The following is a 13,623-nucleotide window of genomic DNA, read 5'->3' as shown; positions in this document are numbered from 1 at the left end:
GGCGCACTCGGCCGGGCATTCAGCCGAAGCCCGGCAGGGCCGGGCTTTTCAGGTCAGATCTGCGGATCGACCGCATCACTGAAGTATAGCCGCCGTGGCCCGGTCTCAATGCTCGCGCAGATCGCGCGGGCGGAACCCGACGGCCAGCAAGGCCCCCAGGTACACCGCACCGCCACCGCCGACCAGCAAGGCCAGGTAACCGATCCGCTCCCACTTGCCGATCACGGTGAAGTCGGGAATCCAATGCAATGCCACGAGCAGCGCAATCGCCATCGCGGCGCAGGCCAGCCCAAGGCGGGTCAAATGGCGCGTCCAGCCCGGCTGGCGCTGGTACACCCCCGCCTTGCGCAGCCAATGCCATAGCAGCATCAGATTGAGGTAGCTCGCCAACGCGCTGGCCAGGCCGATCGCCAGGTGCAGGCCAGGCGTGCTCGCCAGGCCCTGCATGACGTTGCCCTGCTTGTCAGCCGGGACCCAAAGCACGAACAGGATCGCGAGGAACACGACGTTGAGGACCATGTTGGCGACCAGGGACGCCACGCCTGCACGCACTGGCGTACGCGTGTCCTGGCGCGCGTAGAACGCCGGCAGCACGATCTTCACCAGGGCGAAGGCCGGCAGGCCGAAGCTGAGCCCGAACACCGACATCGCTGCCATCCGCGTGTCGAACGCGGTGAATTGCTTGTGCTGGAACAACGTCGCGACCAGCGGCTGCGACAACAGCATCAGGCCGAGCATCGCCGGCAACGCGATCAGCAGGGTCGTGCGCAGGCCCCAGTCGAGCGCCTTGGAGAACCCCTCGTGGTCGGTGTTGACGTGGTGGCGCGACAGCGTCGGCAGGATCACCGTGCCCAGTGCGATGCCGAATACGCCCAGCGGCAATTCGAGGAAGCGGTCCGCCTGGGACAGCCAGGTCTGCGAACCGGTGTACAGCAGCGCCGCGATCACCGTGTCGAACAGCAGGTTGATCTGCGCGATGGAGGAGCCAAACAGCGTCGGCACCATGAGCTTCATCACCTTGCGCACATCGGGATGGTTCCATCCCCACTTCGGCAGGGTCAGCAGGTCCAGTCCCCGCAATGCCGGCAACTGGAACAGCAACTGCAGGATGCCGCCCGCCAGGATGGACCAGCCCAGCGCCGTGATCGGCACCTGCAGGTGCGGCGACAGCCAAAGGGCACCCGCGATCATGCAGAGGTTGAGGATGACCGGCGTCAGCGCTGGCATGCCGAAGCGGTGGAAACTGTTCAGCGCTCCACCCGCGAGCGCCGTCAGCGACACGAACAGGATGAACGGGAAGGTCAGCCGCAGCAGGTCGACGGTCAGGCCGAACTTCTCCGAATGCGCCTCGCCGCCCAGGTTGAACAACCACGCGACCTGCGGGGTGAAAAGCAGGCCCAGGGCCGTCACCACCAGCAGGACGCCGCCCAGCGTGCCCGAGACCCGGGCCATGAGCTCCTTGAGGTCGGCGTGGGGCCGGGTTTCCTTGATCTCGGTGAAAACCGGTACGAAGGCGGTCGAGAACGAGCCTTCGGCGAACAACCGGCGCATGAAGTTGGGAATGCGGAAGGCCACCCAGAAGGCGTCGGTGGCGGCGTTGGCACCGAAGGTCGAGGTGATCGCGATGTCGCGGATCAGCCCCAGGACCCGGGAGACCATGGTCATGCTGCTGAACGAAAGCAGGCCCCGGATCATCTTCGGGCGGCTCATGCGCCCCTCCCCGGGGGCTTCCCGGAACCGTGGATATGCAGGTTGTTGACGCAAGCTACTGAATCGCCCATAATTTTCTGTCTGATTTTCCCAAAACCCTTCAACACCAGTTTCCAGGATTCCCTGTCGTGGCCAATATCAAGTCCGCCAAGAAGCGCGCCAAGCAGACCGTCGTGCGCAATGCCCGCAACGCCGCTCAGCGTTCGATGCTCCGCACCGCCGTCAAGAAGGTCCTCAAGGCACTCGACGCCAACGACGCCGCCGGCGCCCAGGCTGCCTTCGTCGTGGCCCAGCCGATTCTCGATCGTTTCAGCTCGCGTGGCCTGATCCACAAGAACAAGGCTGCCCGCCACAAGAGCCGTCTGACCGCGCGCATCAAGGCGCTGTCGGCTGCCTGAGGCAAGCGTGCTTCGAGCAGGCGCCACGAGCGCCTGCTGAAAAAGCCCCGCCAAGAGCGGGGCTTTTTTGTTGCCGGCGAAGGCGCTATCTGCGCGCGCAGCGACGTCAGACAGCATCGTCGACGTGGCCTGTTCCGGCCTGCGCACTACGATAGGCCGCATCATCAGCGGCTTCCTGCGCTGCCTGCTTGAGCTGGTCGAAGAAGCTCATGACCTCGAGCATGATCGGCCAGGTGTTTTCACGGCCAATCGCCGACACGAGGTACCAGCGGTCCTTCCATCCGAGCTCGTCGATGATCGCCTGCGACTCGGCCTGCTGCTCTTCTTCCAGCAGCAGGTCGGCCTTGTTCAACACCAGCCAGCGCGGCTTCTGCAGCAGCTCGGGATCGTGCTTTTCCAGTTCGCGCTCGATCGCGCGCACCTGCTCGGCCGGACTGATGCCTTCGACGCCACCTTCCATCGGAGCTATGTCGACGAGGTGCAGCAGCAATCGCGTGCGCTGCAGATGCTTGAGGAACTGCGTTCCCAGGCCCGCGCCCTCCGCCGCGCCTTCGATCAGGCCGGGGATGTCCGCAATCACGAAGCTGCGATGCGGCTCGACGCTGACCACGCCGAGGTTCGGATACAGCGTGGTGAACGGATAGTCCGCGACCTTCGGCGTGGCCGCCGAGACCGCGCGGATGAAGGTGCTCTTGCCGGCATTGGGGAAGCCCAACAGGCCGACGTCGGCGAGCAGCTTCAGCTCCATCTTGAGCGCGCGCTCTTCCCCGGGCAGGCCAGGCAGCGCCTTGCGCGGCGAGCGGTTGATCGAGCTCTTGAAGTGCATGTTGCCCAGGCCGCCCTTGCCGCCCTTCGCCACCAGCAGGCGATCGCCGTGCCGGGTGAGGTCGCCGATCACTTCGTCGGTTTCGACGTTGGTGACCACGGTTCCGACCGGCACGGTGATGGTGAGGTCGTCACCGGCCTTGCCGTACATCTGCCGGCCCATGCCGTTCTCGCCGCGCCGGGCGCGGAACTGCTTCTGGTGGCGGAAGTCGACCAGCGTGTTGAGGTTCTCGTCGGCGACCAGCCAGACGCTGCCGCCATCGCCGCCGTCGCCGCCATCGGGGCCGCCGAGCGGAATGAACTTCTCACGGCGGAAGCCAACGCAACCGTTGCCGCCGTCACCTGCGATGACCTGGATTTCGGCTTCGTCGACGAGTTTCATGGGAAGGAATTAGATAGGAAGGCGTGACGCTTCACAACGAAACGTATCGCGTGGGCGGAGACCTGCATTCGCAGGTTCCTGAAATACGAAGCCCCGCCTGCGGCGGGGCTTCGCGGGACTGCAGACGTCGCTCGATTACTCGGCAGCGACGACGCTGACCGTGCGGCGCTTCTTCAGGCCCTTGGTCGAGAACTCGACCTTGCCGTCGATCAGCGCGAACAGGGTGTGGTCGCGGCCGAGGCCGACGCCCGAACCCGGGTGGAAGTTGGTACCGCGCTGACGCACGATGATGTTGCCGGCCTCGATGGCCTGGCCGCCGTAGATCTTGACGCCCAGGTACTTCGGGTTGGAGTCGCGGCCGTTGCGCGAGGAACCTACGCCCTTTTTGTGTGCCATGGCTGCTTCTCCTGCTTAGCCGGCAATGCCGGTGATTTCGATTTCGGTGTAGTGCTGACGGTGACCCATCTGCTTGCGGTGGTGCTTGCGGCGACGGAACTTCACGATGCGCACCTTGTCGGCGCGGCCGTGGCCGATGACCTTGGCACTGACGGAAGCGCCCTTGAGCGCGTCGCCGAGCTTGACGGTTTCGCCGTCGCCGAGCATCAGCACGTTGTCGAGCTTGATCTCGCTGCCGGCTTCGACATCGAGCAGTTCGACGCGGAGCGTCTCGCCCTTCATTACGCGGTATTGCTTACCGCCGGTGAGTACAACTGCGTACATGACCAGATTCCTCTGTAGTTATTTTGGTCGCCTGCCGCACCCGGATCGGGCGGACAGAAGCGGAATTCTATAGGTTTCAGCGAGTTAGGGTCAACTGCCCCTCTCACCGAAAAGCTGGCACCCCTTTAACGGACCCCGTGCTGTAGTCCGGCGGCCGCCAGTTGCGGTGCTTCATTCGGAGGACACCATGTTCGACCGCATCATTGAACAGGCGGCCGGCCGGTTCGGCCTGGCCCCGGACAAGGCCAAACAGCTCCTGGGCCTGCTGATCGGGCTGATCTTCAACGCCAAGAGCGGGGGACCGGCCGGATTCCTGCAGGCTTTCCGCAGCCAGGGCATGGGCGACATGGTCCAATCCTGGCTGGGTAGCGGCCCCAGGCAGCCCATCAGCCCCGGCCAGCTCGAAGGCGTGCTCGGCGCGGACGCCCTGGGCGGCATCGCCAGCAAGTTGGGATTGCCGCAGGCCACGGTGAGCAACGCCGCCGCGGCGATGCTGCCGGACGCGGTCAACGAGCTGAGCGATAACGGCCAGCTCCCTATGAGCCTGCCAGACCGGCTGAGCGGCTGGCTGGGCGGCTTGGGGGGCATGGGCGCGGCCACCATGGCGGCGGGCACCCGGGCCGCGGGCGCGGGGGTGCGACAGGCCGAGGCCGCGGCACGTGGCGGCTTGGGCCGCCTGCTGCCCTGGCTGGCGCTGGCCGCGCTGGTGATCGCCGGGTTCCTGGCCTTCAGGAGTTGCAAGCGTGAGGAAGTGGTCGCGCCTGCGATGACCCCGCCCGCCAAGACCGCCGCACCCACCGCGACCATGCCGGACCTCGGCCGGGCAATGGAACGCTCCACCGAAGCGGCCGCCGCAGCGTTGGCGAAGCTCACCGCCGGCTTCACCGCCGACGATCTGGTCAAGGCACTGAACCTGATGGTGGTCCATTTCGACACCGACAGCGCCAACATCTCCGCCGACAGCCAGGACATCCTCAGCAAGGCCGCGGATGCGATCAAACGGGCGCCCGCCGGCACCCGCATCGAGATTGGCGGCCACACCGACAACACCGGCGACGCCGCCGCCAACCAGAAATTGTCGGAAGCCCGCGCTGCCGCGGTGGCGAAGCGGCTGGTCGAACTCGGCGTGGGTGCCGACATGCTGACCAGCAAGGGCTATGGCCAGGACATGCCGGTAGCGGACAACAACACCGAGGAAGGCCGCGCGCAGAACCGGCGCATGGAATTCACCGTGATGAAGTGATTGCCCGGATCGATCGGTATGGACAAAAAACGGGGGCTTCGGCCCCCGTTTTTTGCTGCGGGCACCCGAACTGAACACTGCTCCCGCAGCGCACTGGGCGAGGCTGGCAATACGGCGATTTGCCCCAACCTCTTCCCCTCGCTACGCTCCCCTGTTCGCCCCCGGATTCCGACTCAATGGCGCTGGATTTCATCCGCATCCGCGGCGCGCGGACGCACAACCTCAAGAACATCGATCTCGACCTGCCCCGCGAGAAGCTGATCGTCATCACGGGCCTGTCGGGTTCAGGCAAGTCCTCGCTGGCTTTCGACACGATCTACGCCGAGGGCCAGCGCCGCTATGTCGAGTCGCTGTCGGCTTATGCGCGCCAGTTCCTCAGCGTGATGGAGAAGCCGGACGTCGACCACATCGAGGGCCTGTCGCCCGCGATCGCGATCGAACAGAAGGCGACCTCGCACAACCCGCGCTCCACCGTCGGCACCATCACCGAGATCTACGATTACCTGCGCCTGCTGTATGCGCGCGTGGGCACGCCGCGCTGCCCCGACCACCACTATCCGCTGGAAGCACAGACGGTCAGCCAGATGGTCGACCAGGTCCTCACCCTGGATCCCGAGCAACGCTACATGCTGCTCGCCCCCGTCGTGCGCGAACGCAAGGGCGAGCACGCCCAGATATTCGAGCAGCTGCGCGCGCAGGGTTATGTGCGCGTGCGCGTCGATGGCGCCCTGTACGAAATCGATGCGGTGCCGCCACTGGCACTACGCGTCAAGCACACGATCGAGGCCGTGATAGATCGCTTCAAGCCGCGCGAGGACATCAAACAGCGGCTGGCCGAGTCCTTCGAAACCGCATTGAAACTCGGCGACGGCATGGCCGCCGTGCATTCGCTCGACAAGCCTGAAGCTGAGCCCCTGCTGTTCTCGTCCAAGTACAGCTGCCCGGTCTGCGACTACTCGCTGCCGGAACTGGAGCCGCGCCTGTTCTCGTTCAACTCGCCGGTCGGCGCCTGCCCGACCTGCGACGGCCTGGGGGTGGCGCAGTTCTTCGATCCCGCACGCGTGGTCGTGCACCCGGAGCTTTCCCTGGGCGCGGGCGCCGTGCGTGGCTGGGACCGCCGCAACGCCTACTACTTCGCCCTGATCCAGTCGCTGGCCAAGCACTACAAGTTCAGCGTCGACACGCCATGGCAATCGCTGAGCGACCAGCAACGCGATGCCGTGCTGTTCGGCAGCGGCGACGACCTGATCAGCTTCACCTACACCAGCGAAAGCGGTACGCGCCATCAGCGCAAGCACCGTTTCGAGGGCATCGTCCCCAACCTCGAGCGCCGCTACAAGGAAACCGAATCCGCCGCGGTCCGCGAGGAACTGGCGAAGTACATCAGCGAACGCTCCTGCACCGAATGCCATGGCGCACGCCTCAACCGCGCCGCGCGCAACGTGTTCGTCGCCGACAAGCCGCTCCCGCACCTCGTCGTCCTCCCGATCGACGAGGCCCTGAACTTCTTCAGGACACTCAACCTGCCGGGCTGGCGCGGCGAGATCGCGATCAAGATCGTCAAGGAAATCGGCGACCGCCTGCGCTTCCTCGTCGACGTCGGCCTCGATTACCTCACCCTGGAACGCAAGGCCGATTCGCTTTCCGGCGGTGAGGCGCAGCGCATCCGGCTGGCCTCGCAGATTGGCGCCGGCCTCGTCGGCGTGATGTACGTGCTGGACGAACCCTCGATCGGCCTGCACCAGCGCGACAACGAGCGCCTGCTCGGCACGCTCACCCGCCTGCGCGACCTCGGCAACACCGTGATCGTGGTCGAGCACGACGAGGACGCGATCCGCCTCGCCGACTACATCGTCGACATCGGCCCGGGTGCCGGCGTGCACGGCGGCGAGATCGTCGCGCAGGGGCAACTCGCCGACGTGCTGAAGGGACCACGCTCGCTCACCGGGCAGTATCTCAGCGGCAAGAAGCGGATCGAGATCCCGGCCAAGCGGCACAAGCCCGACGCGAAGACCACGTTCCACCTGCATGGCGCCAGCGGCAACAACCTGAAGGATGTCGACCTCGCGATCCCGGCGAGCCTGTTCACATGCGTCACGGGCGTATCCGGCTCGGGCAAGTCGACGCTGATCAACGACACCCTGTTCGCGCTTGCCGCGAACGAACTGAACGGCGCCTCGCATACGCCGGCAGCGCATCGCTCGCACGAAAACCTCGACCTGTGGGACAAGGTCGTCGACATCGACCAGTCGCCGATCGGCCGCACCCCGCGCTCCAACCCGGCGACCTACACCGGCCTGTTCACCCCGCTGCGCGAGTTGTTCGCACAGGTGCCCGAAGCGCGGGCGCGCGGCTATTCGCCGGGCCGTTTCAGCTTCAACGTGCGCGGCGGGCGCTGCGAGGCGTGCCAGGGCGACGGTCTGATCAAGGTCGAGATGCACTTCCTCCCTGACGTGTACGTGCCCTGCGACGTCTGCGGCGGCAAGCGCTACAACCGCGAAACGCTGGAAGTCCTTTACAAGGGCTACAACATCAACGACGTGCTCGAGATGACCGTCGAGGACGCGCTGAACCTGTTCGAGGCGATCCCATCGATATCGCGCAAGCTCGAAACCCTGATGGACGTCGGCCTGAGCTACATCAAGCTGGGGCAGTCGGCGACCACGCTGTCCGGCGGCGAAGCCCAGCGCGTGAAATTGTCGAAGGAACTCTCGCGCCGCGACACCGGGCGCACGCTTTACATCCTCGACGAGCCAACCACCGGCCTGCATTTCCACGACATCGAGCATCTGCTCGCGGTCCTGCACCGCCTGCGCGACGACGGCAACACGGTGGTGGTGATCGAACACAACCTCGACGTGATCAAGACCGCCGACTGGGTGATCGACCTCGGCCCCGAGGGTGGCCATCGCGGCGGCACCATCCTCGCGACCGGCACGCCGGAGGAGATCGCGAAGCTGCCGCATTCGCATACCGGCCGCTTCCTCGCCCCGCTGCTGGGCATCACTCCCGGCGAATCCACGCGCAAGGCGAAGCCACAAAAAAAGAAGTCCGCCGCATGAACGACGACAGCAGGCCCGTTTTGTTCCGCATGCCGGTTGCGTTGCGCTGGCGCGACCTGGATGCGTTCAACCACGTCAACAATTCCAACTTCCTCACTTACCTCGAAGAGGCGCGCATCCGCTGGTTCGCCAGTTGGAATGGCGAGTGGGTGAATGACGTGATGGCGCCCCTGTTGGCGGCGGTGCAGCTGAATTACCGGATGCCGATTCCCTATCCGTCCGACGTGGTCGTCGAACTCCTCACCGATCGCATCGGCAGCAGCAGCGTGACCATCGGCCACCGGATCAAGTCCGAGGACGGCGCGACGCTTTATTGCGACGGCCACGTGGTCGTGGTGTGGATCGATCGCGCCAGCGGCCGTCCGATTGCATTGCCCGACGCCGTGCGTGCCGCAATGGCATGACGTGGTGGCGCGCTGGCTCCAGCGCCGCGGCGTCAGGGCTTGCGTACTTCCAGTTCGCCGCGCAGGACGCGACCGTCCTTCAACGCGAATTCGACTGCGATACGGCTGCCCTCTTTCAACTCGGTACGCGGCTGCATCAGCATCAGGTGCATGCCGCCCGGCTTCAATACCGCCGCCCCATCAGGCCCGATGCGCAGCTCGGACAGCTCGCGCATGCGGCTGACGCCATCCACGATGCGCGTCTCGTGCATTGATGCATCACCGAATGCCGGACTGCTCACACCGGTGATCGTCACCGGATTCGGGCAATGATTCTCGATGCGGCCGAAGCCGGCCATCATCGGCATCTTCACGGGCGTCAGCCGGATCCAGCCATCACGCACCTGCGGGAGGCACTCGCGCGCGCACGCGGGGAGGACGGCGGCAAGGCCGAGCGCCAGGATGCAGGCTCGAAACAGGTTCATGCGCTTGTGCATGCGCCTATGATAACGGCTCTGTTTCCAGGATGACTTGACGCATGGCCATCGAAACCATCCGCCACGACGGCGACATCATCGAAATCCGCCTCGCCCGTCCGCCCGTGAACGCGCTCGACCCGGACCTGTGCCGCGCCCTGCAGCGTGCGGTCACCGAGTCCGTTGCGCAGGGGGCACAGGGGCTGGTCCTCTCCGGCAACCCGAAGGTGTTCTCCGCCGGTCTCGACGTGCCACACCTTGTGTCGTTGGGCGACGACCGCGCTGCCTTGATGAGGGACTGGGGCGCGTTCTTCGACGCCGCGCGCGCTTTGGCGAATTCGCCCGTGCCCGTGGTGGCTGCGCTCACGGGCCATGCGCCTGCCGGCGGCTGTGTGCTCGCGCTGTGCTGCGACTACCGCGTAATGGCGAAGTCCGATGATCCGACGCGCCCGTTCCGCATTGGCCTCAATGAGACCCAGGTGGGCCTGGTCGCACCCGGCGGCATCCAGCAGCTGATGGCACGCACCGTCGGCAAGCATCGCGCTGGCGTATTGCTTGCTACTGGCGAACTGGTGGACGCCGAACGCGCGCTGGCCCTCGGCCTCGTGGACGAACTCGCCGACGGCGAGCAGGTGGTCGCGCGCTCCGTCGCCTGGCTGCAGTCATTGCTCAAGCTCCCGCGCCAACCGGTGCTCACGACGCGTGCCATCTCCCGCGCCGATCTCGTCGTGGCAATGTCGCCCGAGAGCATCCAGCTCGCGCGCTTCATCGATGCGTGGTCGGAACCGGACACCCAGGCCGGATTGAAAGCGCTCGTCGCGCGGCTTGGAAAGTAGCGGCGGCGAGTGCCGGGCTGCATGCCCGGCACCCCTGCATCACCCTTGCGCCATCGGTCGCGACGGATCCTCGATCCAGCCGCTCCACGAGCCGGTGTAAAGCTTCGCGCCACCCAACCCCGCACGCTCCATCGCCAGCAGGTGATGGCATGCAGTGACGCCGGATCCGCACATCATGATGGCCTGCTGCGGCGTGCGTCCGTCCAGCGCGGCCCGGAACTCGGCAGCCAGCTGCACCGGGGTCTTGAAGCGGCCTTCGTGCAGGTTCTCCGCATACGGACGACTGACTGCTCCCGGCACATGGCCATGCACGCGGTCCATGAAGTCGTTTTCGCCGCGGAAGCGATCCGCAGGCCGCGCATCCACCAGCAGATCGCCCTCCGCGAGCCGCGCCTGCACCTGTGACGCATCGAGCAGCCGCGCCCCGTCGAACTGGGCCGTATAAGTCGTGGGCCGACGCCGGACGAGGTCCGAATTGACCGGCAGGCGCATGCCTTCCCAGCGCTTGAACCCGCCATCGAGGACGGCGACCTTCTCATGCCCGAGCGCCCGCATCAGGAACCAGAAACGCGCCGCCATCGCGCCATCGGCATCATCGTAGGCGACGAGCTGGTGGTGCGGCAGGATGCCCCACCGCCCCAGCTTCTCGGTGAACGTGGCGGCATCGGGCCAGGGGTGGCGGCCATTGCCCTGCCCCCGGCGCGCCATGTCCGACAGATCACGCTCCAGGTGCGCATACACCGCGCCCGGCAGGTGCGAATGTTCGTAGGCGTACTCGCCAGCCCCGGGATTGGATGAAGAAAAGCGGCAATCGACAATGACCACGTCGGGACGATCCAAGGCAATTGCCAGGGTCTCCGCGGGCACCAGCGTGTTCCAGCCCATCAAGAATCCTCCCTCTTCTATGGATGCCCGGATTGTAGGCGCCCCGTAACCTGCCAATACGCGCTCAATGGGCGGCAGCGGCCAGACGCTCGCGCAGGTTCACCACGATGGCGGCGGTCACGCCCCAGATGCGTTGGCCCGGATAGCTGAACTCCCACACCTGGCGCGCACGGCCGCGATGCTCCAGCGACAGGCTGGCCAGGTTGGCCGGATCGAGAAGGAACGCGAGTGGCACTTCGAATACCTCCGCCACTTCGTTCGCATCGGGTCGGGCGACATAGTCGTTGGCGATGGTTGCCACCACGGGCAGCACGCGGAAGCCGGTAATGGTGGTGAAGGCGTCGAGGTAGCCCAGCGGCGTGATCAGCGAGGCGGGGATGCCGACTTCCTCGAAGGTTTCGCGCGTCGCCGCCGCCACGGCGTCCGTATCGTCCGCCTCCAGGCGCCCTCCGGGGAAACTCACCTGCCCCGCGTGGTTGCGCAAGGCATCCGTGCGACGCGTGAGCAGCACCTGCATACCTTCCTCGCGCCGGATCAGGCCGACCAGCACGGCCGCCTCGACCAACGCACGCCCTTCGGGCAGCAGGTCGATGATTTCCGCATGGTTCCAACCCTCGCCCGCCGGCGCGTCCGTCAGCGGATGCAGGGCCGCGGCGATGCGGTCGATCGGAAACATTCCCTCGCTCACCCGCGTTGCGACTCGCGTTGGGGCAATACGGCTTCCATCAGGTGCAGGCGCTCGTCGTCGTTCATCTGTGTCCAACGGGCGATTTCCATTCCGGTGCGATGGCAGCCGGTGCACAGACCATCGTCGCCCAGGAAACAGACGCCGACACAGGGGCTCAGCACGGCGCGAAAGTTGGTCGTCATTGCAGCGATTTTACGGTTTCGTGGGCCCCAAAAGCATTGCGCCGGCATGAGCCGGCGCAATGCGTTCACATCAGTGCGTCCACATCGGGACCAGTCGTGGGCGCCATGCGCACCACGACGCAGTGGTTACTTGACGCTGACGAGCTTGATTTCGAACTGCACCGCGACGTTCGGCGGGAAGCGGGTGTTCGGGTCTGCGCCCATGTACTTGTCGGCGGGCAGCGTGACTTCCCACTTCGAGCCAGCCGGCATCTGCTGCAGCACTTCACGCATCGCGGCCACTTCGATCTCGCTGAGCTTGATGCCGGGGACCTGGCCGGCCGGACGCGCCGGATTCGGGCGCTCGCCGAACGGATACGGACCGGCGACTTCCAGCTGCACGGTGCTGGCCATGGTCGGCTTGGCGCCGGTGCCGGTTTCCATGACGCGGTACTGCACGCCACTCGGCAGGCTCTTCACGCCGGCCTTGGACTTGTTCGCGGCGACGAAGCTGTCGCTCTTGGCCTTGTTGGTGGCGGCGGCCTTGTCCCACTCGGCCTTGGCCTTCTCCGCCTGGCGCTTCTGCATGTTCTGCACGGCGGTGCGGAGCTGGTCGACCGGAACCGACGGCTGCTTCTTGGCAACGCCATCCTGCAGGCCCTTGACGATGGCGTTGACGTCGACCTGCTCGCCGCTCTCGACGGCATTGCGGCCCAGGTCATAGCCCAGCGCGTAGCTCAGCTTGCCCTTTTCGGTAGAAGTATCCTGCGCGACAGCGTTGCCGGCGAGGAGCAGGGCCGCTACGGCGGCAGCGATCAGACGCAACTTCATTCGATGAAACCTCAATTATGAAAAGAAGGCGGCTTGTGCCGCCCGGCAACTGATGCGCTCTGCCGCCGCACCGATAACCAGGCTGGTTGACCGGAAGAGCGCGCTAGGATAACGGCGACAGGGCTTAACCGCCACTGACACCATCCACTGACCTCCCTGCCCGCCCGGAGTTCCGCGCCGGCACAAAAATTCCCAGGCCGACATGTCGCAAAACACCCATTCAACCGCCTCCGCGCCCCCCGTCAGCACCGCCGACCACGGCGCCATACGGGTCATAACGGTCAACCGGCCGGACAAGCTGAACGCGCTCAACGGAGCCACCCTGGATGCCCTCCACGTCGCCTTCGACGCCGCTGCCGGCGACCCGGCCGTGCGCGTGGTGGTCCTGACCGGCGCGGGGCCGAAGGCCTTCGTCGCCGGCGCCGATATCGCCGAGATGAACCTGCTCACGCCGGTGCAGGGCCGTGACTTCTCCCTGCGCGGCACCCGCATGATGCGAAGGGTGGAACGCATGCCCAAGCCGGTGATCGCCATGGTCAACGGCTTCGCCCTCGGCGGCGGCCTGGAACTGGCGATGTGCTGCCACCTGCGAATCGCCGCGGACACCGCGAAGGTCGGCCAGCCCGAGATCAACCTCGGCCTGATTCCCGGCTTCGGTGGCACCCAGCGCCTGCTGCGCCTGGCCGGTCGCGCGGCCACGCTGGAACTCTGCCTCACCGGCGCGCCGATCGATGCGGCGCGGGCGTTGCAGCTGGGGATCGTGAATCGCGTGGTGGCGGCTGCGGATCTCGAAGCCGAGACCATGAAGCTGGCCGAACAGCTGGCCAATGCTGCGCCGCTTGCCCTGCGCGGCATGATCGACTGCATCAACATCGGCGGCGAATGCGGCATCGAGGAAGGTCTCGAATACGAGTCCGCGCAGTTCGGCCTCATGTTCTCAACCCAGGACATGCGCGAAGGCACCGCGGCTTTCCTTGAACGCCGCAAGCCCGCGTTCAAGGGCGAATGATCCGATCGCTGAGC

General features: G+C 65.9%; 14 protein-coding genes and 1 pseudogene. 6 read left to right on the top strand and 9 right to left on the bottom strand.

Going from position 1 to position 13,623, the window contains the following annotated elements:
* Nucleotides 1–105: 105 nt before the first annotated feature.
* Nucleotides 106–1,695: a murein biosynthesis integral membrane protein MurJ gene (murJ, locus tag ACYVGE_RS15400; protein ID WP_460731093.1), complete on the bottom strand. Its 1,590-nt coding sequence runs from the start codon at nucleotides 1,693–1,695 to the stop codon at nucleotides 106–108.
* Nucleotides 1,696–1,838: 143 nt separating this feature from the next.
* Between murJ and rpsT the strand changes: the two genes are divergently transcribed.
* A complete protein-coding gene (gene rpsT, locus ACYVGE_RS15395; protein WP_187711742.1) occupies nucleotides 1,839–2,108 on the top strand; it encodes a 30S ribosomal protein S20 in 270 nt (89 codons plus the stop codon).
* Between the two features lie 106 nt (nucleotides 2,109–2,214).
* Here the strand turns inward: rpsT and obgE are convergent, their stop codons facing one another.
* The 3 genes from obgE to rplU all read right to left on the bottom strand — a co-directional run bounded on the left by obgE (nucleotide 2,215) and on the right by rplU (nucleotide 4,035).
* A complete protein-coding gene (obgE, locus tag ACYVGE_RS15390) occupies nucleotides 2,215–3,315 on the bottom strand; it encodes a GTPase ObgE (protein ID WP_460730967.1) in 1,101 nt (366 codons plus the stop codon).
* 135 nt (nucleotides 3,316–3,450) lie between these two features.
* On the bottom strand, nucleotides 3,451–3,711 hold the full coding sequence (rpmA, locus tag ACYVGE_RS15385; RefSeq protein ID WP_310053372.1) for a 50S ribosomal protein L27: 261 nt from the start codon (nucleotides 3,709–3,711) through the stop codon (nucleotides 3,451–3,453).
* A gap of 15 nt (nucleotides 3,712–3,726) precedes the next feature.
* The gene (gene rplU, locus ACYVGE_RS15380; RefSeq protein ID WP_386748936.1) at nucleotides 3,727–4,035 is read right to left on the bottom strand and encodes a 50S ribosomal protein L21; all 309 of its coding nucleotides are present in this window, start codon (nucleotides 4,033–4,035) and stop codon (nucleotides 3,727–3,729) included.
* 187 nt (nucleotides 4,036–4,222) lie between these two features.
* Here rplU and ACYVGE_RS15375 point away from each other — a divergent pair, with 187 nt between their 5' ends.
* From ACYVGE_RS15375 to ACYVGE_RS15365, 3 genes and pseudogenes are all read left to right on the top strand, one after another.
* On the top strand, nucleotides 4,223–5,278 hold the full coding sequence (locus tag ACYVGE_RS15375; protein WP_460730966.1) for an OmpA family protein: 1,056 nt from the start codon (nucleotides 4,223–4,225) through the stop codon (nucleotides 5,276–5,278).
* 176 nt (nucleotides 5,279–5,454) lie between these two features.
* Nucleotides 5,455–8,316, top strand: a pseudogene (uvrA, locus tag ACYVGE_RS15370) (excinuclease ABC subunit UvrA); the annotation flags it as partial.
* 20 nt (nucleotides 8,317–8,336) lie between these two features.
* Nucleotides 8,337–8,744: an acyl-CoA thioesterase gene (locus ACYVGE_RS15365; protein ID WP_460730965.1), complete on the top strand. Its 408-nt coding sequence runs from the start codon at nucleotides 8,337–8,339 to the stop codon at nucleotides 8,742–8,744.
* Nucleotides 8,745–8,776: 32 nt separating this feature from the next.
* Here the strand turns inward: ACYVGE_RS15365 and ACYVGE_RS15360 are convergent, their stop codons facing one another.
* On the bottom strand, nucleotides 8,777–9,208 hold the full coding sequence (locus ACYVGE_RS15360) for a copper chaperone PCu(A)C (RefSeq protein ID WP_460730964.1): 432 nt from the start codon (nucleotides 9,206–9,208) through the stop codon (nucleotides 8,777–8,779).
* A 53-nt stretch (nucleotides 9,209–9,261) separates the two neighbouring features.
* On the opposite strand from ACYVGE_RS15360, the gene ACYVGE_RS15355 reads away from it, so the two are divergent.
* Complete coding sequence (locus tag ACYVGE_RS15355; RefSeq protein WP_460730963.1) at nucleotides 9,262–10,035, top strand: enoyl-CoA hydratase/isomerase family protein; 774 nt, start codon at nucleotides 9,262–9,264, stop codon at nucleotides 10,033–10,035.
* 39 nt (nucleotides 10,036–10,074) lie between these two features.
* On the opposite strand, the gene ACYVGE_RS15350 is transcribed toward ACYVGE_RS15355, so the two are convergent.
* The 4 genes from ACYVGE_RS15350 to ACYVGE_RS15335 all read right to left on the bottom strand — a co-directional run bounded on the left by ACYVGE_RS15350 (nucleotide 10,075) and on the right by ACYVGE_RS15335 (nucleotide 12,600).
* Entirely contained in the window at nucleotides 10,075–10,920 is an 846-nt protein-coding gene (locus tag ACYVGE_RS15350) for a sulfurtransferase (protein WP_460730962.1), read from the bottom strand.
* A gap of 64 nt (nucleotides 10,921–10,984) precedes the next feature.
* Complete coding sequence (locus tag ACYVGE_RS15345) at nucleotides 10,985–11,596, bottom strand: CoA pyrophosphatase (protein WP_460730961.1); 612 nt, start codon at nucleotides 11,594–11,596, stop codon at nucleotides 10,985–10,987.
* An 8-nt stretch (nucleotides 11,597–11,604) separates the two neighbouring features.
* Nucleotides 11,605–11,790, bottom strand: coding sequence for a DUF1289 domain-containing protein (locus ACYVGE_RS15340; protein ID WP_460730960.1), 186 nt, complete (start codon nucleotides 11,788–11,790; stop codon nucleotides 11,605–11,607).
* A 126-nt stretch (nucleotides 11,791–11,916) separates the two neighbouring features.
* Nucleotides 11,917–12,600, bottom strand: a complete 684-nt coding sequence (locus ACYVGE_RS15335) for an FKBP-type peptidyl-prolyl cis-trans isomerase N-terminal domain-containing protein (RefSeq protein ID WP_460730959.1) — start codon at nucleotides 12,598–12,600, stop codon at nucleotides 11,917–11,919.
* A gap of 202 nt (nucleotides 12,601–12,802) precedes the next feature.
* Between ACYVGE_RS15335 and ACYVGE_RS15330 the strand changes: the two genes are divergently transcribed.
* Nucleotides 12,803–13,609 carry an enoyl-CoA hydratase/isomerase family protein gene (locus tag ACYVGE_RS15330; RefSeq protein ID WP_460730958.1) on the top strand — a complete coding sequence of 269 codons (807 nt, stop codon included), beginning with the start codon at nucleotides 12,803–12,805 and terminating at the stop codon, nucleotides 13,607–13,609.
* Nucleotides 13,610–13,623: the final 14 nt, after the last annotated feature.

The organism is Lysobacter rhizosphaerae, from assembly GCF_054779795.1.
This window is presented reverse-complemented; position numbering and strand designations above follow the sequence as displayed.